The sequence below is a fragment of the Aestuariimicrobium soli genome (assembly GCF_051192575.1).
In the GTDB taxonomy this organism is placed as follows: domain Bacteria; phylum Actinomycetota; class Actinomycetes; order Propionibacteriales; family Propionibacteriaceae; genus Aestuariimicrobium; species Aestuariimicrobium soli.
On sequence record NZ_JBPJSQ010000002.1, the window covers coordinates 490,323 to 513,582 of the forward strand.

Consider the following 23,260-nt stretch of genomic DNA (forward strand, 5'->3'; position numbering starts at 1 on the left):
CGCTCATGATGCCAGCCAGCTCCGACACACTCACACCAGCCCCACACTCACACCAGCAGCGCGCCGCCGTGCGGCGGCAGGTGCACCACGTCACCGACGAGTTCGGCACCGCTCGGCGTCGCGAACATCACCGCCACCGCCCCCTCGACCGCCACCTCGGTCGGCTCGTCGGAGAAGTTGACCGCCACCCTCACCGTGGCCCCGGCGCTGGACTGCCGGGTCATCAGCAACGTGCCCAGGTCCTCGTCCACTGCGCAGGCGGTCAGCCGCAGATCGGGCTCGGTGAGAGCCGGCAGCCGCTTCCGCAGCCGCAGCAGCTCGCGGTAGCAGGCCAACACCCGGGCGTGTCGCCCGTGGTCGCGCTCGTCCCAGTCGAGTTTCGAACGCACGAAGGTGGCCTCGTCCTGCGGGTCGGGCACCTGGTCGGCATCCCAGGCCATGGCGGCGAACTCGGCCAGTCGTCCCTCGCTCACCGCCCGACCCAGCTCCGGTTCGGGGTGCGAGGTGAAGAACTGGAACGGGCTGGACGACGCCCACTCCTCGCCCTGGAAGAGCATGGGTGTGAACGGACCCGCCAGCGTCAACAGGGCCGCCACCGCCAGCTGGTCGTCGTCGAGCACCTCGGCGAGCCGATCGCCGCGGGCCCGGTTGCCGATCTGGTCGTGGTTCTGGTTGGCCACCACCAACCGCCAGCCGGGCACCCGCGAGGTGTCGATCGGACGACCGTGGTCGCGTCCGCGGAAACTCGAGTAGCTGCCGTCGTGGAAGAACCCCTGCGTGATCACCTTCTGCAACGCCGACAGCGGGGCGAAGTCGGCGTAGTAGCCGTCGGTCTCGCCGGTGAGCGCCACGTGCACCGCGTGGTGGAAGTCGTCCGACCACTGCGCGTCGATGCCGAGGCCACCGGCCTCGCGCGGGGTCACCATGGCGATGTCGTTCAGGTCGGACTCGGCGATCAGCGTCAACGGACGACCCAGGTGCGCCGACAGGGCGGCCGTCTCGGTGGCCATCTGCTCGAGCAGGTGCAGGTCGGAGTCATCACGGAGGGCGTGCACCGCGTCGAGCCTCAGGCCGTCGACGTGGAAGTCGGTGAACCACATCTGCACGCCGTCGAGAATGAACCGGCGCACCTCGGCGGCACCCTCGCCGTCGAGGTTGACCAGATCACCCCAGGTGCTCTGCCCGGGCTTGAGGTACGGGCCGAACAGCGGCAGGTAGTTGCCCGAGGGCCCGAAGTGGTTGTGCACCACGTCCTGCATCACCGCCAGCCCGCGGGCGTGTGCGGCGTCGACGAACCGCTGGTAGGCGGCGGGCCCACCGTAGGGCTCGTGCACGGCCGTCCAGGAAACCCCGTCGTAGCCCCAGTTGTGCACCCCGTTGACGGCGTTGACGGGCATGAGTTCGACCACGTCGATGCCCAACTCGACGAGGTGGTCGAGTCGTCCGATGGCGGCATCGAGGGTGCCCTCGGGGGTGAAGGTGCCCAGATGCAGCTCGTACAGGGTGGCCCCGGCCAGCTGGCGCCCGGTCCAGGTCTGGTCGGTCCAGGTGAAGGCGTCGGCGTCGAAAGTGCGCGACGGGGCATGCACCCCGGCGGGCTGCCGGCGCGAGCGCGGGTCGGGGCGGGGGGTCGGGTCGTCGTCCAGCAGGTAGCCGTAATCCACCTCGCCCTGGGGTTCGGGGCCATCGAGCTGCCACCAACCGTCGCCGGTCGGCGTCATGGGCAGCACGCGGTCGCCCACCTGCAGCCGAACCCGCTCGGGAAGGGGTGCCCAGACGTCGAATCGTCCGCGTCCGTTGCGCAGCTGACGCGGGACGGGCCGCACGAGCAGCGCCACGGGGTGGGTGTCGAGCAGGTCGGCCAGCCGCACCGAGCCGGCGAACGGCCGGTCGGTGAGCGCGTCGATCCACTCGCCTCCCGGCAGCGGCAGGCGGGTCTCACCGAAGCCACCCCGCTCGGCCAGACCGTGCGGCAGGCGGGTCACCACGGCGATCGCTCCCCCGCGGTCGAAGGCCAGCACGTGGTCGACGGCCTCGCCGGTGGCTTCGAGGGGGGCGTAGTCGGTGAAGAGCTCCGCTCGGTCGCGGCGGGTGGTGAGGCCGATGTGGGTGACCAACAGCTTGGCGGCGCCGGGGTCGTCCACCGTGCCGTCGAGGGTCGGACGATCGCCCAGCCGGATGCCCTCCAGCAGCCCGGCGCGACGGTCGAAGTCGACGGACCGGCGGTTGTCGGGGTCGACCAGCGAGTCCTCCCACAGCTCGGAACCCTGGTAGATGTCGGGAACGCCGGGGGCCATGATCGTGACCAGCTTGGCGGCGAGGGCGTTGCTGTGGCCGGCGGCGGCGATTTCAGCCGCGGCCTCGCCCACCACCCGGGCCACCGCGGGGTCGTCGAAGCAGGCGTCGACGGCAGCGTGCACGGCCGCCTCGAAGGACTCGTCGGGGGCGGTCCACGTGGTGCGCTCCCCCGCCTCGCGCATCGCCTTCATGGCGTAACCGTGCAGCCGTTCCCGCAGGTCGGGGTCGGACGACCATGCGCCAACGATCGCCTGCCAGAGCAGCTGGGCGAACCCTCGGTCGGGCAGGGGCACCAAGCTGTCGAGCTCGGCGATGATGCTGGCCCACCACTGCGGACGCTCGGCGAGCACCGAGATGCGGGCGCGCACGTCTTCGCCGCGCTTGGTGTCGTGGGTCGAGCCGGCGGTCATCGCGGCCGGCCAGGTCTCGTGGCGGGTGGCCATCGCGGCGTGGAACTCGTCCGGGCTGATCGAGAAGACGCTCGGGTCGCCGCCGACCTCGTTGAGGCTCGTGAGACGTGACCAGCGGTAGAAGGCGCAGTCCTCGACGCCCTTGGCCATCACCATGCCGCTGGTCTGTTGGAAGCGTTGGGCGGCGTCGGAGGCGCCGTCGAACAGCACCGGGCCGAGCCGGGCGAACTGCTCGGCCAGGTCGGGGCGGTGCTCGTGGGCGGACGAGAAGGCCCGCTCGAGGTGCTCGCGCCCCTCGGGAAGGTAGCTGCGGTACACCGGGAAGCAGGCGAGCAGTTCGGCGACGGCGTCGACGAGTGACTCGTCGGTCTCAAGCCCGGTCTCGCGGGCGATGCGACGCACCTCGGAGTTCAGGATGGTGTCGGCCACCGTGCGCTTGGTGTCGTGGATCAGGGCGTGCCAGTCGGTGGCGTGACCGACCAGGGAGTCGGTGAGGTCACTCAGCGGCTGCATGCCGGCGGGGTCGACGAGCACCCGGTCGATCAGGGCCATCGCGTCGTAGCCGGTCGTGCCACTGGTCGCCCACCCGGTGGGCAGGTGCTCCCCCGGCTCGAGGATCTTCTCGATGAGCACGTACGACCCGTCGGGAGCGTCGGCGGTGCGGGTCAGGGCGGCGAGGTCGTCGAAGTAGCGCACCGGGTCGCGCAGGCCGTCGGGGTGGTCGACGCGTAGGCCGTCGACCAGGCCCTCGTCGAACCAGCGCTTGATCTCCTCGTGGCTGCGTGCGAACCATTCGGGGTCTTCCACCCGAATGGCGACCAGGTCGTTGACGGCGAAGAACCGGCGGTAGTTGAGGTCGGTGTCGGCCCGTCGCCAACTGATCAGCTCGTAGTGCTGGCGGGCGTGCACGACGTTGGGATCATCGTCGGGGCCGCCGGAGTTGGGGGCCAGCGGGTAGCGGTTGTCGTGGTAGTGCAGTTCGCCGGCGAGCACGCGCAGGTTCGCGATGGTGCCGTCGGGCAACAGGTCGTCGTCGCCGACGACCGGGATGCGCACCTTGCCGCTCGAACCGGGGCCACCCGCGACCTCCCAGTCGATGTCGAAGGCCGTCGCGAACGGTGAGGCCTGCCCGTGGGTGAGCACGTGCCACCACCACGGGTTCTCCCACGGACGAGCCACCCCGACATGGTTCGGCACGATGTCGACCAGCACGCCCATGCCGAGGCGGTGGGCCTCGTTGGCCAGCGCCGCCAACCCGGCGCCACGGCCGCGGGTGGGGTCGATCGAGGAGTGGTCAGAGACGTCGTAGCCGTGGCTGGAGCCCGTGCCCGCCGCCAGCAGCGGAGAGAGGTAGACCCAGTCCACGCCGAGGGCGTGCAGGTAGGTGAGCCGCTTCGCGGCCTCGAGGAGGTCGAAGTCCTCGGTGATCTGCAGTCGATAAGTGCTCGCCGGGGTGCGCATCGGTCAGGAGTTTATCGCGTCCTTGACGCTCGACTCCGGGCTGCCGAGGGTCGGGGTGCGGCGGGAGACCACGTCGTAGAGGGTCTTCCACGCGGCGGGCAGTTCGCGGACGACCCCGTAGCGCCACGTGCCCGGGCTGATCACCTTGGCGGTCTGGTCGCCGACTCCCTCGGTGTCGACCCCCACCAGACGGCAGGTGGCGACGGCGCGCGGCAGGTGGAAGTCCTGGGTGACCAGCGTCAGTTTCTCGACGCCGAAGATGCGCTTCGCGCGCACGCACGAGTCGTAGGTGTCGAAGCCTGCGAAGTCCTCGACCACCTTGCCCGCGGGGATGCCCCGCTGCTCGACGAGGTAGCGCTTCATCGCCTTCGGCTCGTTGTAGTTCTGTGCCCGGTTGTCACCCGACACCAGAATCACCCTGGCCTTGCCTGCCCGCACGAGATCGGCGGCCACGTCGAGCCGGGCCCGCAGGAAGGCGCTCGGCTGCCCGTCGGGGCGCACCCCGGCACCCAGCACGAGCACCACGTCGTTGGCGGGTGCGGTGGCGACGTCGTTGTGCTGGTGGCCGGCGGCGGCCACCTGCACGACCGCGGCCGGGGCCAGGGCGATGACCGCGATGGCGGTGAGCCCGACGGCCAGTCTGCGGATGCGCACGTCGCCCAGTGTGCCAGCCGTTCCTCAGCGTTGCGGCGCACGATTGGTCACCACCACCAGCCGATCCCCTCGTCGGAACAGCGCCACCGACCCCTGCTCATTGGTGGCGACCACCCGCATGCCGAGCGAGTGGGCCAGCTCGACCGCCTTGGCCGCGGGATGCCCGTAGTCGTTGTCGACGCCGGACGAGGCCACCGCCACCTGTGCGCCGCCTGCCTGCCAGAACCGACGCTCCTGCCGGGACGAACCGTGGTGCGGCATCGCCATCACATCCACGCGCAGCTCACCCGTGCCACCACCGCCGGGGCCGGTCAAGGCCCGCAGCGCGGCCCGTTGGGCGTCGGGCTCGGAGTCGCCCGCCAGCAACACACGCACCACCTGATCGCCGGCTCCGACCGTCGCCACCCCCATCACGGAGGCGTCGTTCTCGGAGGAGTTCTCGGGGTTGGCGGCCTCGTCCGTGGCGGTGGGCAGCACGGCGCCGGGCACCGGACCGGTGCGCAGGGTGTGCCACGCGACCTCACCGACGCTCCACCGCTCGCCGGCACGCGCCTCGGTCACCGGTACCCCGTGCGCGTGGGCCAAGGCGGTCACCATCCGGGCCGCGGGCAGACCGGGAGCGTCGCGGGAGACGACCACTCGTCCGACCGGGAAACTGTCGAGCACTTCGGCCAGCCCGGTCAGGTGGTCGGCGTGGAAGTGTGTGATCACGACCACCGGAAGGCTCCGCACCCCCAATTGGCGCAGGCAGGCGACGACCGGTTTGGGGTTCGGGCCAGCATCGACCAGCACCGCCTGGCTGCGGCTGGCGCGCAGCACGGCGGCGTCGCCCTGGCCGACGGCACAGAAGGCGACCCGCCAGTCACCGGGCCAGCCGGGACTCGCCGGTGCCCGCAGCAGAGCGATCGCCAACACGGCGGCCAGCGCCACCACCGCCCACGGACGCCTCAGGACCATCGGCATCACCCACGCCAGACCAAGGCTGAGCAGCGACACGATCACCAGACCCGCCGGGCTGGCCGGCCACGTCAGAGACCCACCGGGCAGGGCGTCGCCCAGCCTGGCGATCTGCAGCAGCGGTTCCACCGACCAGCCGCCCAACCATCCGAAGACCCCACCCACGGTGTCGCCGATCACGCCGGGCAACTGCGAACCGAACGCCGCCAGCATGCCCAGCACCGTCGCCGGCCCCACGAACGGCCCGGCCACGGCGTTGGCCACGATCCCCGACACGCTCAGCGTGCCCGACAGCGCCGTGACCAGCGGCTGGGTGGCGAGCTGGGCCGCCAACGGGACGGCGACCGCCTCCCCCAGCCAGCCCGGCGCCCAGCGCATGGCCCGCTGGTACAGACCGGCGCAGGCGATCAGGCCGGCGGTGGCGGCGGCCGACAGGGCGAACCCCCAGGATCGGGACAGCCAAGGGTCCACGACCATCAGCACCATCACAGCCGCCGACAGGTGGCGCAGCCCTCGGGAGCGCTCGCGCCCCCGGCCCACCCCCGCGCGACCCAGGGCCGCCAGGGCGACCAGACCCATCGCCGCCGCCCGCACCACCGACGGCTCGGCGCGGCACAGCACCACGAAGCCGAACACCGCCGCCACCTGGATGCCGCGCAGCACCCAGCCGCGGGCCCCGCAGCGGGTGGCCACCATCGTGCCGAACCCGAGCAGCAGCACCAGGTTCGAACCCGACACGGCGGTGAGGTGCGTCAGCCCGGTGGCCTTGAACCGGTCGACCACCTGCATCGGCAACCGCGAGGTGTCACCCACCACCAAGGAGGGCAGCAGTCCGGCCTGGTCGCGGGACGAATGCCGGGTGGCCCTCACCAGCCCCGCACGCAGGTGGTTGATGGCGGACGACCACCGGCCGGGTCGGGACTCCACCACGGGAGGAGCCCTGACGGTCAGGCTGCCCGTGGTGGGATCGGCGGCCTCGGGCGGGGTCAACCGGCCGGCGAGGGTCACCCGAGAACCCGCTGGCACCGTCGCGAGTGCCCGCCCCAGCTCGCCCGAGGCCCTCACCAGGATCGGTGGACCGCCGCGCACGACCCGCCCGCGGGCCCGAATCTGCTCGACTCGCAGCACCACGGTCGCGCTCTCCGGGCGCACCCCCTGCGCGGGGCTCAGGCGAACATCGCTGGTCAGGACTCCCGTGACCGTGGCGGCGGCTCCCTCTCGAGCCAGCTGGGCCGTGACCCCGTCGTGCACGGCGCCGACCCGGAACCCGGTCGTGAGCACCAGGCAGCACCCCATGAGCCCGATCGCGGCCCACTGCCAGTGACGGGCGACCAGCGCCGCCACCATCACGACCACGCTGAGCGCAACGGCCACGGCGCTCGGCCAGCCCCACCCCGGCAGGGTCACGAAGGCGGCCCCCCATGCGGCCAAGGCCGTGCCCACCAGGCGAAGGTCGGGGCGCGGGGCCGACGCGGGTGATCCAGACCCGGGCACGTCAGACCCGGGCATGTCAGACCCGAACAAGGGGCGCCAGCTTCTGGTAGGTCTTCGGACCGATGCCGTCGACCTCCTGCAACTCCTCCACACTCGAGAAGCGCTGGTGCTGGGTGCGCCAGGCCACGATGTTCTGCGCCGTGACCGGCCCGATCCCCGGCAGCGCTTCGAACTGCTCGACCGTGGCCGTGTTCAGGTCGAGTGGCGCCCCGGGTGCCCCCGTGGACCCCCCGGAGGTCGCCGGGCCAGCGCCGCCGCCGGGCGGGCGAACCTGCGACCGCTCCCCCTCGAAGGGCCCGACCAGCACCTGGCTGCCATCCACGATCGGCTGGGCCAGATTGAGATCACCCAGCTGCGCCCCCGTCACGACACCGCCCGCGGCCGCCAGGGCATCGGCGACGCGCGCACCCGGACGAACCCGGACGATGCCGGGGCGGGCGACTCGTCCGACGACGTGCACCACCAGATCGCTCGGGGCCACGGTCGCCTGACTCGCGGGCGATGGCGCCGAGGGGCCCTGTCCGGTGGCCACCCCCGAAGCCGACGGGGCTGGGTCGGAACTGAGCACCCCGAGCGGCACCTCGTCGGTGCGTGCCCGCAGCAGTTGCACCGAGCAGAAGACGAGAGCCACCACCACGAACACCCCGATGGCCCCCAGGTGGCGCGCACCGAACCGGCGCACGATGGTCACCGCAGAGGCCCGTTCCGCGGCCCCAGCCTCAGGTGACCCGGCCTCAGGTGACTCAGCCTCAGGCAACTCAGGCTCAGGTGGTTCGGTTGGCGGTGCCTCCCCCAACACGCGACGGAGCCGCCGGGCGGGCTCGAGCGGAGGCTCGGGGCCCGCCGGCGGCTCGTCCTCGGCGGGATGGTTGGTCGTGGGGTCGTGAAGGGTGCCAGTGCTCACACTGGTGTTGTGGTGCGCAGGGCCTCATTCGTCCCAGAAAGTTTTCGACCCTGTGCACAACTCCTGACCCCATCGTGGGGCTGTGGACAACTCCCGGCCGTCAGGCCCCGGGAACGATGCTCACCATCTTCGGCAGTCGGCAGATCACCTTCGCCACCGAACGACCGTCCAGCGAGCGCTGCACGCCGGGGTCGTTGACGGCCAACTCGGTCGCCTCCGCCTCGGTGATGTCCGGCGAGACGTCGAGCTTGGCGCGAATCTTGCCTGCCACCTGCACGACCATGGTCACCGACTCGGCCACCAGCAGCGAATCGTCCGCGGTGGGCCAGCTCGAGTTCGCCACCGAAGCCGGACGACCCAGCACCTCCCACATCTCCTCGGCGACGTAGGGGGCGAACAGGCTCAGCGACTGGGCCACGAACTCGACGGCCTCGCGCACGGCGGGATCGGCGGCGCCCGGCCCGGAGTCGACGGCCTTGCGGGTGGCGTTGACCAGCTCCATGATGCGGGCGATCACCACATTGAACCGCTGCGAGCCGAGCAACTCGGTCACCTCGGCGATGGTGCGATGGGTCACCTGGCGCAGGGCCCGCGAGCCCGTGGCAGCCTCCGCGTCCACGGGTGCCGCGACGTCGGTGGCCAGTCGGTAGGCGCGCTGCAGGAACTTCAGCGAGCTGGCGGGCGAGACGTCGGCCCAGTCGATGTCCTCCTCGGGCGGGCCGGCGAAGACCACGGTCAGGCGCACGGCATCGACACCGAACTCGTCCATCTGCTTGCCCAGATCGACACCGTTGCCCAGCGACTTCGACATCGCCTTGCCCTGGTTGATGACCTGCCCCTGGTTCAGCAGACGCAACATCGGCTCGTCGAAGTCGACCAGGCCCATGTCGCGCAGCACCTTGGTGAAGAAACGCATGTACAGCAGGTGCAGGATGGCGTGCTCGACACCACCCACGTACTGGGCGACCGGCATCCAGTTCTTGACGTCCTCCACGCGGAACGGCCCGTCCTGGTAGCCCGGCGAGCAGTAGCGGAAGAAGTACCACGACGAGTCGACGAAGGTGTCCATCGTGTCGGTGTCGCGTTCGGCCGGCCCACCACACGTCGGGCACGCCACCTCACGCCACGCCCGGGCCGCCTCCCCCGCCAACGGCGAGGTGCCCTTCGGGGCCAGGTCGGCCCCCTTCAGGTCATCGGGCAGGCGCACGGGCAACTGGTCGTCGGGGACGGGCACCTCGCCGCACGCGGGGCAGTGGACGATCGGGATCGGGCAGCCCCAGAAGCGCTGACGGCTGAGTAGCCAGTCCCGCAGCCGGAAGCTGACGGTCGCCTCGCCGGTGCCCTCGGAGCCCAGCTGCTCCAGCATGCGCGCCACGCCCGCCTGCTTGCCCACCAGCCCGTCCAGGACGCCGGAGTTCACGTATTCGCCGTCGCCGGTGACCGCCACTCCGGTCTGCGCGGGGTCGCCCTCACCGGTGTCGATGACCTGGACGATGGGCAGCCCGAAGGTGCGGGCGAAATCGAAGTCACGGGCGTCATGCGCCGGCACCGCCATGATCGCGCCCGTGCCGTAGTCGGCCAGCACGTAGTCGGCCGCCCAGACGGGCACGCGGGCACCGTTGACGGGGTTGATGGCGAACACGCCCAGATCGACACCGGTCTTCTCGCGGTCACTCGACTGGCGCTCGATCTCGCTGGCGCGCTTGGTCTTCTCCAGGTACTCCTCGAAGGCGGGGCGCGCCTCGTCCGAAACGATCTCGGACGCCAGCGCCCCGTCGGGTGCCACCACCATGAAGGTGGCTCCGTACAGGGTGTCGGGGCGGGTGGTGAACACCGTCACGGGCTCGTCGCGTCCCTCGATGGTGAAGTTCACCCGCGCTCCCTCGGAGCGACCGATCCAGTTGCGCTGCATGGCCAGCACGCGGTCGGGCCAGCCACCCTCCAGCTGGTCCATGTCGTCCAGCAACTGCTGGGCGTAGTCGGTGGTCTTGAAGTACCACTGGTTCAGCTGACGCTTGGTGACCGGGTTGTGACAGCGCTCGCACAGCCCCTGCACGACCTGCTCGTTGGCCAGCACGGTCTGGTCGACGGGGCACCAGTTGACGTAGGAGTTCTTGCGGTACGCCAGCCCACGCTCGAAGAACCGCAGGAACAGCCACTGGGTCCAGCGGTAGTAGTCGGCGTCGGAGGTGTGCAGGCGCCGGTTCCAGTCAACCGAGACGCCGTACCGCTTGAACGAGCGGGCCTGGGTGTCGATGTTGGCGTACGTCCATTCCGAGGGGTGGGCGTTGCGGGCGATGGCGGCGTTCTCGGCCGGCAGCCCGAACGAGTCCCAGCCCAGCGGGTGCATGACGTCGTAGCCCTGCATGCGCCACCAGCGCGAGGGCACGTCGCCCATGGCGAACGCCTCGGCGTGACCCATGTGCAGGTCGCCGGAGGGGTAGGGGAACATGTCCAGCACGTAGCGTCGTGGCTTGGAGCCGTCGTCGAGCGCGCGGAAGGTGCCGTCGGCCTCCCAGAAGGCCTGCCACTTCTGCTCGGCCTCGGCCGCCACGTACCCGCGGCGTTCGCTGTGCTCGCCAGCCTGCTCGCTCACTGTCGTCCCTCTCGTCGTCTGACCCGGGATGGGCCTGTCGTCGTCCTCACATGAAAAATCCTCGAGGCCCAGGGGGCATCGAGGACAGCCGCTCCACCATCGGGTGGGCGGCTAGCGAAGGAGCGACTCCATCTGCATGGGCAGCAGTGTACTCCGCCCGGCGGGGTGCTCGACAGTGCGCACCTCGTCTGCGGAATGTTCGCGAACGCCTCGACGGCCGCCCATGGGACTGATTGACTAAGTCTTGGACTAATTCAACCACCACGAAGGACACCCCATTCATGAGTGACAAGGTCAGGGTCGGCATTGTCGGCACCGGCGGCATCGCCCGCGGACGCCATCTGCCCTGCTTCACGGAGAACGAGACGGCGGAACTGGTCGCGCTGTGCGACATCAAGCCCGACGTGCTCGAGAAGGCCGCGGACGACTACGAGGTCGCCGCGCGCTACACCGACTACCTCGAGATGTACGACAAGGAAGACCTCGACGCGGTCATTGTCTGCACCCCCAACGACGTCCACGCCCCCGCCACCATCGCTGCCCTCGAGCGAGGCATCAACGTGCTGTGCGAGAAGCCCATGGCGCTCGACCCCACCGAGGGTCAGGCCATGCTCGAGGCAGCCGAGAAGTCGGGCAAGCTGTTGACCTTCGGCTTCCACTACCGCCACATGCCCGAGGTGATGGCCGCCCGCCGGGTGGTCGACTCCGGCGAGTTGGGCGACGTGTACATGGTGCGCGTGCAGGCCCTGCGCCGGCGTGGCATTCCCAGCTGGGGCACCTTCGTGCACAAGCACATCCAGGGTGGCGGCGCCATGATCGACTTCGGCGTGCACCTGCTCGATTCGGCGCTGTGGCTGATGGGGAACCCCAAGGCCGTCGAGGTCTCGGCCAGCCTGTCGCAGCGTCTGGGCAAGGAGCCCAACGTCAACATGTGGGGCAACTGGAACTACCAGGAGTTCACCGTGGAGGATCAGGTCGCTGCCTTCGTCCGCTTCGAGAACGGCGTCACCATGATGCTCGAGTGCTCGTGGGCCGTGAACATTCCGGAGTCGAAGGAGAACATCTCGCTGTCGGGCACCAAGGCCGGCCTCGAGGTCTTCCCCTTGAGCGTCAACAAGGCCGACCACGAGATGTTGACCACCTGGAAGCCGGACTGGATCGCCGACGCCAAGCTCGACCCCGGCGCCCACCAGGCCGCCGAGTTCGTCGAGGCCGTGCGCACCGGCGGTCAGGTCGTCACCAAGCCGGCGCAGGCCCTGCAGGTCACGCAGATCGTCGACGCGATGTACCGCTCGGCTGAACTGGGCGAGGCCGTTCGCCTCTGAGGCTCACCCGCTCAGGCTGCGGGTCCGGGCCCGATGGAGGGCATCGACGCCCACAGCCGCGGATGGACACCTTTGACGAGAATGGTGTTCAACAGATCGGCCATCCCGTAACGCGGGTTGAGGCTGAGGGCGCGCTGGCAGGCAATGCTTGCCAGCGCGCCATGCCCGTTCAACCAGGCCGAGAACCCCAGCAGGGCCAGCAGCGGCACCGACCACTTGGCCGGGGTCCTGCCCACCAGGTGGTGCCACAGCACCTGATGGTCCTCCGCGTTGGCGCGCGTCTGGGTGAGCCAGGCCTCGTCGCGCCACGGAATGCGCTGCATGAGCACGACCAGCCGGGCCTGTTCGTCGTCGGACATCTGGGCCGGAGCCGCCATGCCGCGGAACAACAACTCCAGCACCATGGCGATGCCGTCTTCGTCACTGAGCCCCCTCAAGGCCCGTTCCTGGCTGCGCACGCTGGCGGCGAACGGACGACCCCCGATACGGCTCGGCCCCTCGACACTGCGCACCAGGTCGTCGCGGGTGCCGGACGAGGTCAGACCTGCCGTGACGGCCTCGACCACCGCAGGCGGGCAGATGTCGTAGGGCTCCCCCGCCGCAGGGTCGAACTGCCACTCGTCGGTCAGCGACCACCAGCTGTGGCCATCGGTCAGGCTCACACTGTCCACGAGCAGCCCCCCCGCCACCTGCTCGATGAGGCCCACGGCCGACTGCAGCACCCGGGCCACCCGCTCGCTGTCGTGACCGTAGCCGAGCACGATGGCGTGGGCCCCCGGCGAGGGCCAACTCAGGGCCTCCCAGGCCCGGGCTGCCAGGTCGGGCTCCGCCTCGAGGTCGCTCAGGTCGCAGCGTGCGACGCCGGCTGTCACGCCTTCGTCGATCGCCACCACAACGACGGATTCCGTCGGCTCGAAGCCCAGCAGGTAGGGCGCGAGCGCCAGCAGGTCGGCGGGACTGGTGGCCCGCACACGTGTTTGCTTGTCCATGCCTGAGTTGTGGTGCGAAGCGGCCGGTTCGTCCCAACTATTTCTGGAGCCTGTGGACAACTCTTGGACCCATCAGCGGGCTGTGGACAACCCCCTCGCCACGTACGATGGAGGGCGATGAGCCAGCAGAACCACCCCCCGCAGCACCAGTGGCGTCCGCCGGCTGGTCCTCAAGGGACGCCTCCGCAGCAGCCGTACCCTGCCCAGCAGTACCCGAATCAGCCGTACCCGCCCCAGCAGGGCCAGTACCCCCAGCAGGGCCAGTACCCCCAGCAGGGCCAGTACCCCCAGCAGCCCAACCCCTACCAGCAGCCCACCGGGCACGATCCTCTCGGCAGGCAGCGCCCCGACAGCGTCTCGATCGACCAGTTCGCCGAGCCCAAGGGCCGGGCCACCTGGTGGGTGGCCGGCGGTGTGGGCGTCGTGGTGGTGGGGCTGCTGATCGCCGCGTTCACCGTGGGTCGTGAACCGACCGTCGCGCCGACCCCGTCGCCGTCGGTCTCGGGTTCGTCGACCCCGTCGGTGACCGGCCCGACCGCGGCCTCGAGCAATGCCGTGCCGTTCCATTCCGAGCGGGACGATGCCGACGGCTTCTGGACGATCACCGCCCAGCAGTGGACCGATCAGGGCCTCGAGCTGACCATGGAACTGTCGATCACCTCGGGCACCATGGAGTACTCGTTCTTCGCCCTCGACAACGCCACCACGCAGGACTACGACCCGGCCGCGGGCAGCACCGAGAGCCTGTCCCATGGCACGGCCAGCGAGGGTGAGAAGGTGACCGGCACCGTCATCTTCGACAAGCCGAAAGGTGACACGACTGTCTACCTGGCGGGCAGTGGCCGCCAGGTGACAGCACTCGTGGTCAAGGGCTGACCTGCCCGGTCAGGAGCGGTAGACGATCACCTTGTCGCCGACGTGCACCTGGTCGAACAGCCAGATGATCGACTGCTTGTCGCGCACGTTCACGCAACCGTGCGAGGCACCGTTGTAGCCGCGGGCGGCGAAGTCAGACGAGTAGTGCACGGCCTGGCCACCCGAGAAGAACATCGCATAGGGCATCGGCGTGTGGTAGATCGTCGACACGTGGTCGCGCGACTTCCAGCCGACCGAGAAGGCGCCCTCGCGGGTCGGGGTCAACTCCGAGCCGAAACGCACGTCGAGGGTCAGCTTGACCTGACCGTCGACCACCCAGGCCAGCTTGCGGGTGTTCTTGTCGATGCACATGGCCCGCCCCGTCATGCAGCGGGCGTCGAGCTTGGCCGCACCGGTGGTCTGCTTCGGCGGCTTGTTGTACATCTCTTCGGTCGTGGGGGTCTTGGTCATGCCCACCAGCAGGTCGAGGGTGCGCTGGTCGATCTCACCGGTGACCGGAATACCGCGCTTCTCCTGGAATCCCTTGACCGCGGCCACCGTGACCGGACCGTAGGTGCCGGTGATGGTCTTCTCCTCGTACCAGGCCAACTCCTTGAGGCGCACCTGAATGCGACGCACCGCATCACCGGTGGAGCCCTGCTTGTACAGGGCAGGGCCAGCTCGCAGGATGTTGTACATCTGGTCGTGCGAGGGGGTCTTGGTCATCGCGACCAGCTTGTCCCAGGTCTGCTGGTCAACCTCACCGGTGGCCGGGAAGCCGCGCTTGCGCTGGAAGCCGGTCACGCCCTCGACGGTGGCCGCGTCGTAGGTCGGCTGGATCTTGCCGGCGTACCAGTCCAACTGCAGCAGTCGATGGTTGAGTTCGCGCACCTTGTCACCCGAGTCACCCTTCTTCAGGATGGCCGCGGCCTGCGTCGGGGTCGGCGTGGGCGTGGGCGTGGCCGAGGTGGGTGCCGGGGTCGACGTCTCGTCCGTGGGGGTGGGGGTGTTGGTGGCCGGCCCCTCGGAGGTGGCCGGGGAGGCCGCCGTCGACGAGGGAGCGCTGCTTTCCGGGGCAGGGGGGTTCGAGGGGTGGGCTGCGCCCTGGTCCTTGGCACACCCGGCCGACAGCGCCACCGCGAGCGTGACGACGGTGACAGCGGCCGCCTTGTGGAATGCAGTCTTCATGGTGGGGATCCTCACGGAATGGGCGATCAGGGGAACGACCGCTGAAACACAATAACTGCGGTCGTGAGCAATACGCGCATCGACCCCGGTCCGGTTGCCGCCGATGACCCAAGAAGTCCCTGAGAACTCTCGACGCCGCCCTCAGTGTTCGCCCATCAGACCCACGGACGACGCCGGTCTCGCCCGTGCCCGACCCTGGTCGGCGTCTTCGGCACCCGAGGGCCACAAGCGGCCGTCAACGATCGCAGACGCCCGTCGACGAGGGCACAGTCGAGTCATGAGCCAGCCAGCGACGCCCCGCCCCCTGTACCCCCTGCCCGATCTTTCTCAGGTGCCAGATCGAAACCGGACACCAGAGCGACCCCGGCCGCACGTGCCGTCGTCCGGTCAACTGATCGGTGATGCCGAACGCGATCGCGTCTGCCAGGAGCTCGCCGACCACTTCGCGGCTGGCCGGTTGACCGTCGAGGAGTTGGACGAGCGCACCAGCCGCGCCGTCGGTGCGCGCACCAATCGCGATCTGGCAGGGCTGATGGCCGACCTGCCGGCTCCGACCCGGCTGGCTCCTGCGCCCCGGATGCCGGGCCCACCGGCGCCGGCGTCCACGGCGGTGGCCGACGTGACCCGTGCCGTGGTCATCTCGATGCTCGGCTTCATCAGCCTCGGTGCCGCGCTCTGCACGGTGATGTTGCTGGGCGCGCTCGGGGTGAGCGGCGGTTCCGAGTTCGCGTCCGCCGCGCTGGCGGCCTTCGGCGCCAGTGTGGCCACCGCGGGTGCCTGCTACTTCTTTCCTCGCATGCGCGCCTCAACTCCCGCCAGTCACGACTGAGGGGGCGCAGGCGAGCATGGTCTCGATCTCGGCCAGCAGTCGTGCCCGAAGGCCCTCGGCCCGCTCGGCGAACAGCCGCTGCTGCCGCACGTACTCGGCCTTTCCCTCGGGGGTTTCCACCGGGACGGCCTCGAATCCCCATTCCGCCAGGTCATAGGCGCTGGCCCGCATGTCGAGGGCGCGAATGTCGCAGGCCAGTTCGTAGCAGTCGAACAGCAGCTCGGACGAGGTCAGCGGGTGCAGCTTGCCCGCCCATTTGTAAAGGTCCATGTTGACGTGCAGGCAGCCGCCCTGGTCGGTCGCGAGTTGGTCATCGCGGGTCAGCGGACGCTGGTTGAGCGGGGCCGCGGTGGGGGTGAAGAAGCGGAAGGCGTCGAAGTGGGAGCAGCGCAGGTCGTGCGCCTCGACGATCGCCGCGGTCTCCTCGGGCGAGTGGCGCAGGGGCACCGCTGCGTGGCGCACCGCCTCGGCCGGCAGCCGGTGCACCATGGCCCACTCGTGCAGACCGAAACACCCGAAGTGAGCGGGGCGCGAGTCGACGGCGGTGAGCAGGCGACGTGTGAAGTCCAGGGTTCCGCGGCGCACCCCCAGGAAGGCCGCCACGTCGACGCGGGCCGCGCCCGCCTCGTCCGTGGTGAAGAACCTGCGGCCGGCGAACTCGGGGGCACTCAACAGCCGGACCCCGGCGCCGGGGCTCCACGCGACGAGCTCCGAGGGCCGCAGCCGGTAGTAGTCGAAGAGGAAGTCCCAGACGGGGTGCTTCTCGCCGCGGGAGCGTCGCTCGACCACGGAGGCCAACGCCATTCTGGCGCGGTCACGGTGGGCGTCTGAGCGCGCGAGCCACTGCTCACGCGACCATTCCACCTCGTTCGTCACGGGTGTCCATGGTAGTCGGGTGCCCGAGCTGGCGGCGGGGCGATAGGATGACGACGCCGGTGCGGTGCCACGCACACACCGGCGCGGCGGTGGGGCTCGCCGATCCGAACCTCGACGTTCCTCGCTCCGAGGGGCGAACGACAACAGTCCCTACCACCTGGCGCGAGCGCGCCCTGAGGTAGGAGATCGCATGCCCGAGAGCCCGTCACCGGCCCCCTCCCCCGTGATCGTCGGGGTGACCGCCACGCAATCCCCCGCCGTCGTCAGCACCGCAGCAACCCTGGCCGCTCGGTTGGGAGCCCCGCTCGTGTGTGTCTGGGTGGATTCCACCAGGCACACGCTGGGCGTCGAGACCGACGGCACCATCGTGAGCGTGCCCATCGATCCCGATCTGGACGACGGGTCGCCACCCACCATCCCGGACGAGGTGACCGCCGCCGTGGCGCGAGCCCTCGCCGACCGACCGGCGATCGAGCCGCGCTGGCTCGCCCGGGCAGGCGGGGTCGCCCAGCAGCTGGGCGCACTCGCCCGGGAACTCGACGCCTGCCTGATCGTTGTCGGCCGGCACGAGCCGGGGCTGTGGGGTTCGGTCCGCGACTTCTTCCAGGGGTCGGCCGGCGCCCAGTTGGCCCATGCCCAGGATCGTCCGGTGCTGGTGGTGCCGCCGCGGGACAGGGGTCAGCGGTGAGGCGGGGCTCCCGCCCATCCCTCTCGTTGTCGTCCGTGGGCACCGTCGCGCTCGGCGGAGTGGCGGGGACGGCGGCCCGTGAGGGTCTGAGTCTGCTCTGGCCGCCCGTGGACACGGTGGCGTGGGTGGTGACCGTCATCAACCTGCTCGGCTCGTTCGCCCTGGGTTGGTTGCTCGAGCGGCTGGCCCGCCGACCACTGCCCGGCACGCGCACGCGCCACGCACGGCTGTTGGCCGGAACCGGATTCCTGGGCGGGTTCACCACCTACAGCTCGTTGGCCGTCGAAACGGCAGACCTGCTGGCGCAGGGGCGCGGGGCAATGGGTCTGGGCATCGGCATCGGCACGGTGGTCATGGGAGTGGTGGCCGCCTGGCTGGGCGTGGTGGTCGCGTCGGGTCGTCACCCCGAGGAGGGACGATGACCGTCCCCATCTTCCTCGCCCTGGCCCTCGTCGGTGGTCTCGGGGCAGGTACCCGCTTCACCGTCGACACCCTGATCGGTCGGCTGTTCGCCGGCACCCTCCCCTGGGGAACGCTCGCCATCAACCTCACCGGTTCGTTCGCCCTCGGGCTGGTCACCGGGGTGCTGGGGCACCACCTGGTGGCACCCGGCTGGCAGCCGGTCATCGGCATCGGCTTCCTCGGCGGCTACACCACCTTCTCCACCGCGAGCCTCGAGACCGTGAGACTGCTGCAGGACGGGCGCCGGCGCGCGGCGGTGGTCGTGGGGCTCGGGGGTCTGCTGGCGTCGGTGGCGGCCGCGGGGCTGGGCCTGTGGTGGGGAGGGCTGCTCTGACGGCCACCACCGAGGCCCAACCCTGATCCGTTGCTCGAGATTGCTTGCGGGGTTCACCGAGAACCGGCCACACTCTCCCGGGGAGGTGCGCACAGACCTTTCGGGAGTCCTGAATGATCTCGCGCCGCACCCTCGGCCTCGCCACCCTCGCCACCGCTGGCCTCGCCACCGGCCTGGTGTCCTCCACCGGTGACCCTCGCGCCGCCGCCTCTCCGCTGCAACCCGCCGGCATCACCACCGAGACCGGCTGGAATGCGGCCCGGGGCTGCATCGAGAACGGTTGGTTCTACCAACCCGCCAGCGGCAACCTCGCCCAGGGTCCCCACTGTTTCGCCACCCAGGACGCCTCGACCGTGTCGCGCGTGGCCACCAAGGATGCGGCCAAGACCCGCGCCCAACTGACCGCCGTGCAGAGCTGGTCGCCCCTGCACCCCGACCACTACCTCGCCAAGGGAACGATGGCCACCCGCGGCGTCGCCGATGCCCCGAGAGCCACCAACTCGGCCACCATGGCCAAGGTCGTCAACGCGATGCCCTCGAAGTTCGTCGGCCCCGATCTGCAGTGGCTGCGCACCGGGTCGAACATCGGTGGGGGCGTGCGCGCCAACGACAACATCCCGGTCTACACGGTCGACTCGTCCAATCCCTACCAGACGTTCCAGACGTTCAACTCCACCGATGCGCGGGTCGTCAACTTCCCCAAGCTGATGCAGCTGTGTTCGGGGTCGATCCCGTTGCCGACCTGGGCCAAGCCCTCCGACGGCGGTGACCATTCGCTGGCCATCTTCGACGTCGCCACCGGTATCTGGCGCTCGTACTTCAACGCTCAGAAGGACGCCAAGGGTGTCTGGCAGTACTCGGCGGCCGGTTACCTGTACGGCGACGCCGCCAGCCGCCACGTGAGTTCCCGGAACTTCTGGCTCTCGCTGGTGCAGGGCTCCTCGTCCGTCGTGGGGTTGGCCAACGAACTCACCCAGATCGGGTTCGAGGAGGTGCGTCGCGGGGTGATCAACCACATGGTGTCCGTGACGTTCCCCGACTACCGCCAGAACCTGATCAGTTTTCCCGCCAAGCAGACCGACGGACGATCCTCCGACGCCAACGCACCGCAGGCGGGTCAGGTGTTCACCTTCCCGAAGTCCTTCGACGTCGATGCCTACGTCGCGGCGCACGGCATCGACCAGGTGACGGCGGCCATCATGCGCGCGGTGAAGACCTACGGCGGCATGGTGACCGACCGGAACAACTTCTGCATGGCCTTCAACTTCGAGAACCCCTACGGCATGGGGGTGCGCGCCTCCGACCCCAACGCGAACCCGTGGAAGACCGATGCCGTGGTCGCCCCGCGCATCAACGCCATGGACATCAACGCCTTCCCGTGGCAGCTGACCGAATGGATCGCACCCCACTGGGCTGGTACCGCACAGGCCACCCCCACCGTGGTCACCCGACGGGCCGTCGCCAACGACCTGATCGGACTCTCGGGCGACACCCTCGTCGATGCCCGCACCGGCGCCGCCGTCGGCCGCGGATTCACCGGCACCCGGCAGCTGGTGCGCGCCACCGGGCTGACCGCCTCGGGCAGCGTCGACCTGCTCACGGTCAACAGCGCCGGCGAACTCTGGCTCTCGCCGGCCTCGTCGACCGGCTGGTCGAAGAGCACCTCGAAGCGGATCGGCTGGGGCTGGGGTGGCTTCTCGCACCTGATGCACCTGCCGATCGGCGGCGCGAAGGGTTCGCTGGTGGCGGTGGAGAAGTCGACCGGCGCGTTGTGGCGCTATCCCATGACCTCGGCGACGACCTTTGGGTCACGGGTGAAGATCGGCCAGGGCTGGGGCACGGCGGTGCTGACCACGATCGTGGCCGACGCCAACCTCGACAAGCTCCCCGACCTGGTGGCGACCTTCTCCGACGGACGCCTGATGCGCTTCGGTTTCGATGCGACCGGCCGGATCGTCTCGACGACCAAGATCGGGTGGGGCTGGCAGGGGTGGATCGGGCTGGTGCAGGGTGGCCAGTTGGGCGGTGACAGCCGCCGTGACCTGATCGCAGTGCGGGGCGACCGGGCCATCTTCTCGGGCGTCTGGTCGGGCACGCAGTCGGTGATCATGACCCAGATCGGCAAGGCCACCGTGGCGGGCCCGTTCGGCTGAGACCTCGAAGAAAGCCGACAAAAGCAGTGAACCCCGGTCCGAGGACCGGGGTTCACTGCTGCTGCGGTGGAGCTAAGGGGATTCGAACCCCTGGCCTCTTCCATGCCATGGAAGCGCGCTACCAACTGCGCCATAGCCCCGCTGTGTGCCCCTCGCGTCTCCGCTTGGGACTCCGAAACATTAGCGCACCTTGGGAACGGTTGTCACATCGAGGCCGGCAGCTGTCACATCGGGCCGGGCACCCGCCCAGCCAACCGGCACTAGGCTCGTCCCATGAGCAGGATGAACTCCAAGTTGGCCGTCATCGGAGCCGGATCCGTGGGCACGTCGTTGGCCTACGCGGCCCTGATCCGGGGGTCGGCAGACGTGGTCGCCCTGTACGACATCGACCGCCCCAAGGTCGAGGCCGAGGTGGCCGACCTGGCCCACGGCACGCAGTTCACGTCGTCCATCGTGATGGGCGGGGCAGACATCAGCGCGGTCAAGGACGCCAACGTGGTGGTGATCACGGCTGGTGCCAAGCAGCACCCCGGGCAGTCGCGGCTCGATCTGGCCGAGACCAACGCCCGCATTCTCTCCCGTCTGCTGCCCGAACTGGTGCAGCAGGCACCCGACGCCCTGTACGTGCTGGTCACCAACCCGTGCGACGTGCTCACGGTGGTCGCGCAACGTCTGTCGGGGCTGCCTGCCGGCCGGGTCTTCTCGACCGGGACGATGCTCGACACCTCCCGGCTGCGGTGGATGCTCGGTCGCGAGCTCAACATCAGCCAGCGCAACGTGCACGTGACCATCGCCGGCGAACACGGCGACACGGAGTTCCCGCTGTGGAGCACGGCCACCATCGGCGAGATCCCGCTGCGCGAGTGGGCGGTCGACGGCCGCCGGCTGTTCACCGATGAGCACCTGTCCGAACTGGCCCACGAGGCCGCCCACGCCGCCTACCGCATCATCGAGGGCAAGGGATCCACCAACCATGCCATCGGTGTCGCCGGGGCTCGTCTGGTCGAGGCCCTGCTGGCCCCGGAGCGGTCGATCCTGCCGTTGTCGACGGTGCTGCAGGGCCAGTACGGCATCCACGACATCGCGCTCAGCCTGCCCTGCGTCGTCTCCGCCGCCGGCGTGGAACAGGTGCTGACACCGGCCATGGATCCCTACGAGACCACCCGCCTGCATGCCTCGGCCGACACGCTGCGGCGGTCACTGGCTGCCATCAGCCACTGACCGCCGCAGGTCTGGTCGTGCCGGAGTCGCGTCAGGCGACGGTCCAGAAGATCGGCTTGCCGTTGATCGAGCTGTAAGCGCCGCCCGCCGGTGCGTAGGCGATCCCCGCGGCGCTCTCCCCCGCCTTGGCCATGGCGATGATGCAGGTCTCGTACGAGTCGCCAGCCTTGGGCGATCCCTCGAAGGACTCGTTCTCACACTTGTCGAACCGTCCGATGATGGTGAGCGTGCCGAGGCCGGTCACCTTCGGGGTGAAGGGCTTCATCACGACTCCCGGACCGCTGTACTTGAGCTTCGCGGCGCTGTCGTCGGCGGCGGTGACGGTCACCTTGATGTAGTAGGGCGTGTAGTCCTTGTACTTCTCGGAGTTCTTGATCTTCGCCAGGTCGGCGAAGCTGCCCTTGGTGATCGAGGTCGGCTTGATGATGATGTTGCCGCGCCGCTCCTCACTGGTGCCGTAGGTCACCATCGCCTCCTGCCCGAACTTCAGCTTGGTGCCCGGCGCCGTCTGCTTGAACGTGCCGGTCGGCTGCGACGAGGTGGGCTCGGACGAACTGGCCTCGTCACTCGGCTCGGCGGAGGTGGCCTCGTCGGTCGGCTCCGACGAGGTGGCCTCGTCCGAGGGTTCGGACGACGACGACTCCTCGGTGGGCTGCTGCGGAGTGGTGACCGCCACCGAGGGTGTGCCCTCGGCGCCCTGCTGGGTGCCCCCGATCAGGCTGCAGGACGACAGCGCCAGCGTCGACACGGCGACGACACCGGCGGCGACACGTTGGGCCCAACCGCTGCGCAGCGTCAGAGGTGCGGAAGGAAAGGTCATGGTCTGCTCCCAGGGATCGCGGATGGTGAACACCCAAGCCTAGGCAACGGAAGGGTCATGTCGTCCCTTGTCGCGTCGGGAATCACCGCTCGCGAGAGGGATCAACCACCGACGTTGTAGGCCTGGAGCCGCCACCTGCGACGGCCCGTCGACGCCGCTGGTTCCGACACCGACAGCTCCACCCAATGGCAGTTGCGCACCGCACCCAACCACCAGGTCGTCTCGAAGTCCCAACCCAGCAGGGCCCCGACCCCCATGCGAATCGCCAGCCCGTGGGAGGCGACGACCACCCGCTTGCCGGGGTTGGACGAGGCGAGTTCGCGCACGCCACCGGCGACGCGCTCCCCCACCTCGGTGGCGGTCTCACCGCTCGGTGATCGCCGGAAGTCGACCCCCCGGGCAGCCTTGGCGTACTCGGGGTCACCGGCCAGGTCGGCGGGGGTCAGTCCGACCCAGCTGCCGACATTGATCTCGGCGAGCCGGTCGTCGAGGCGGGGCTCCAGCCCGGTGCGCCGGGCCAGCGCGCCGGCGGTCTGCCGCGCCCGCTCCAGGGGAGAGCTGTAGAGCACCTGCGGGCGCCACCGGGTCAGTGCCTCGGCCGCATGTTCGGCCTGGTCGAGGCCCACCTCGTCCAAGGGAACGTCGTGCTGACCCTGGAATCGGCCGGCGGCATTCCACTCGGTGCGGCCGTGGCGCCACAGCAGCAGGGTCGTGGTGGTGCCGCCACCGGCGGCCCGGCCCTCCAT

Annotated in this window: 18 protein-coding genes and 1 tRNA gene; 8 read left to right on the plus strand and 11 right to left on the minus strand. The window is 69.9% G+C overall.

The features are described from left to right. Window positions 1–47: 47 nt before the first annotated feature. From treY to leuS, 5 genes are all read right to left on the minus strand, one after another. Window positions 48–4,169: a malto-oligosyltrehalose synthase gene (gene treY, locus ACSDQ9_RS03570; protein ID WP_435143650.1), complete on the minus strand. Its 4,122-nt coding sequence runs from the start codon at window positions 4,167–4,169 to the stop codon at window positions 48–50. 3 nt (window positions 4,170–4,172) lie between these two features. Then, window positions 4,173–4,808, minus strand: coding sequence for a SanA/YdcF family protein (locus tag ACSDQ9_RS03575; RefSeq protein WP_435143768.1), 636 nt, complete (start codon window positions 4,806–4,808; stop codon window positions 4,173–4,175). A gap of 39 nt (window positions 4,809–4,847) precedes the next feature. Next, window positions 4,848–7,289, minus strand: coding sequence for a ComEC/Rec2 family competence protein (locus ACSDQ9_RS03580; protein ID WP_435143652.1), 2,442 nt, complete (start codon window positions 7,287–7,289; stop codon window positions 4,848–4,850). Between the two features lies 1 nt (window position 7,290). Then, a complete protein-coding gene (locus ACSDQ9_RS03585; RefSeq protein WP_435143655.1) occupies window positions 7,291–7,965 on the minus strand; it encodes a ComEA family DNA-binding protein in 675 nt (224 codons plus the stop codon). A 313-nt stretch (window positions 7,966–8,278) separates the two neighbouring features. After that, window positions 8,279–10,774, minus strand: coding sequence for a leucine--tRNA ligase (gene leuS, locus ACSDQ9_RS03590; RefSeq protein WP_435143657.1), 2,496 nt, complete (start codon window positions 10,772–10,774; stop codon window positions 8,279–8,281). A gap of 281 nt (window positions 10,775–11,055) precedes the next feature. On the opposite strand from leuS, the gene ACSDQ9_RS03595 reads away from it, so the two are divergent. Continuing rightward, window positions 11,056–12,099 carry a Gfo/Idh/MocA family protein gene (locus tag ACSDQ9_RS03595; protein ID WP_435143660.1) on the plus strand — a complete coding sequence of 348 codons (1,044 nt, stop codon included), beginning with the start codon at window positions 11,056–11,058 and terminating at the stop codon, window positions 12,097–12,099. A gap of 11 nt (window positions 12,100–12,110) precedes the next feature. On the opposite strand, the gene ACSDQ9_RS03600 is transcribed toward ACSDQ9_RS03595, so the two are convergent. Further along, a complete protein-coding gene (locus tag ACSDQ9_RS03600; RefSeq protein ID WP_435143663.1) occupies window positions 12,111–13,088 on the minus strand; it encodes a DUF4192 domain-containing protein in 978 nt (325 codons plus the stop codon). A gap of 117 nt (window positions 13,089–13,205) precedes the next feature. Here ACSDQ9_RS03600 and ACSDQ9_RS03605 point away from each other — a divergent pair, with 117 nt between their 5' ends. After that, entirely contained in the window at window positions 13,206–13,964 is a 759-nt protein-coding gene (locus tag ACSDQ9_RS03605) for a hypothetical protein (protein WP_435143666.1), read from the plus strand. A 9-nt stretch (window positions 13,965–13,973) separates the two neighbouring features. Here ACSDQ9_RS03605 and ACSDQ9_RS03610 read toward each other — a convergent pair whose 3' ends face one another. Beyond that, window positions 13,974–15,131, minus strand: coding sequence for a L,D-transpeptidase family protein (locus ACSDQ9_RS03610; protein WP_435143668.1), 1,158 nt, complete (start codon window positions 15,129–15,131; stop codon window positions 13,974–13,976). Between the two features lie 277 nt (window positions 15,132–15,408). Here ACSDQ9_RS03610 and ACSDQ9_RS03615 point away from each other — a divergent pair, with 277 nt between their 5' ends. Then, on the plus strand, window positions 15,409–15,960 hold the full coding sequence (locus tag ACSDQ9_RS03615; RefSeq protein ID WP_435143671.1) for a DUF1707 SHOCT-like domain-containing protein: 552 nt from the start codon (window positions 15,409–15,411) through the stop codon (window positions 15,958–15,960). Here the strand turns inward: ACSDQ9_RS03615 and ACSDQ9_RS03620 are convergent. Next, on the minus strand, window positions 15,937–16,836 hold the full coding sequence (locus ACSDQ9_RS03620) for a 3-methyladenine DNA glycosylase (RefSeq protein ID WP_435143673.1): 900 nt from the start codon (window positions 16,834–16,836) through the stop codon (window positions 15,937–15,939). The genes ACSDQ9_RS03615 and ACSDQ9_RS03620 overlap by 24 nt on opposite strands. Window positions 16,837–17,026: 190 nt before the next feature. Between ACSDQ9_RS03620 and ACSDQ9_RS03625 the strand changes: the two genes are divergently transcribed. From ACSDQ9_RS03625 to ACSDQ9_RS03640, 4 genes are all read left to right on the plus strand, one after another. Further along, entirely contained in the window at window positions 17,027–17,524 is a 498-nt protein-coding gene (locus ACSDQ9_RS03625; protein WP_435143676.1) for a universal stress protein, read from the plus strand. After that, a complete protein-coding gene (locus ACSDQ9_RS03630) occupies window positions 17,521–17,946 on the plus strand; it encodes a fluoride efflux transporter FluC (RefSeq protein WP_435143679.1) in 426 nt (141 codons plus the stop codon). The genes ACSDQ9_RS03625 and ACSDQ9_RS03630 overlap by 4 nt, the downstream gene beginning before the upstream one ends. After that, window positions 17,943–18,320 carry a fluoride efflux transporter CrcB gene (crcB, locus tag ACSDQ9_RS03635; RefSeq protein ID WP_435143682.1) on the plus strand — a complete coding sequence of 126 codons (378 nt, stop codon included), beginning with the start codon at window positions 17,943–17,945 and terminating at the stop codon, window positions 18,318–18,320. The genes ACSDQ9_RS03630 and crcB overlap by 4 nt, the downstream gene beginning before the upstream one ends. A gap of 113 nt (window positions 18,321–18,433) precedes the next feature. Then, window positions 18,434–20,473 (plus strand): hypothetical protein, encoded by a 2,040-nt coding sequence (locus tag ACSDQ9_RS03640; protein WP_435143685.1) that lies wholly within the window; start codon window positions 18,434–18,436, stop codon window positions 20,471–20,473. A gap of 67 nt (window positions 20,474–20,540) precedes the next feature. Here ACSDQ9_RS03640 and ACSDQ9_RS03645 read toward each other — a convergent pair. Beyond that, window positions 20,541–20,613 (minus strand) — tRNA-Ala (locus tag ACSDQ9_RS03645). Between the two features lie 133 nt (window positions 20,614–20,746). Between ACSDQ9_RS03645 and ACSDQ9_RS03650 the strand changes: the two genes are divergently transcribed. Next, window positions 20,747–21,694 (plus strand): L-lactate dehydrogenase, encoded by a 948-nt coding sequence (locus ACSDQ9_RS03650; RefSeq protein ID WP_435143688.1) that lies wholly within the window; start codon window positions 20,747–20,749, stop codon window positions 21,692–21,694. A gap of 31 nt (window positions 21,695–21,725) precedes the next feature. Here the strand turns inward: ACSDQ9_RS03650 and ACSDQ9_RS03655 are convergent, their stop codons facing one another. Both ACSDQ9_RS03655 and ACSDQ9_RS03660 read right to left on the minus strand, forming a co-directional pair. Next, on the minus strand, window positions 21,726–22,514 hold the full coding sequence (locus ACSDQ9_RS03655) for a hypothetical protein (protein WP_435143690.1): 789 nt from the start codon (window positions 22,512–22,514) through the stop codon (window positions 21,726–21,728). Window positions 22,515–22,615: 101 nt separating this feature from the next. After that, a complete protein-coding gene (locus ACSDQ9_RS03660) occupies window positions 22,616–23,260 on the minus strand; it encodes a histidine phosphatase family protein (protein WP_435143693.1) in 645 nt (214 codons plus the stop codon).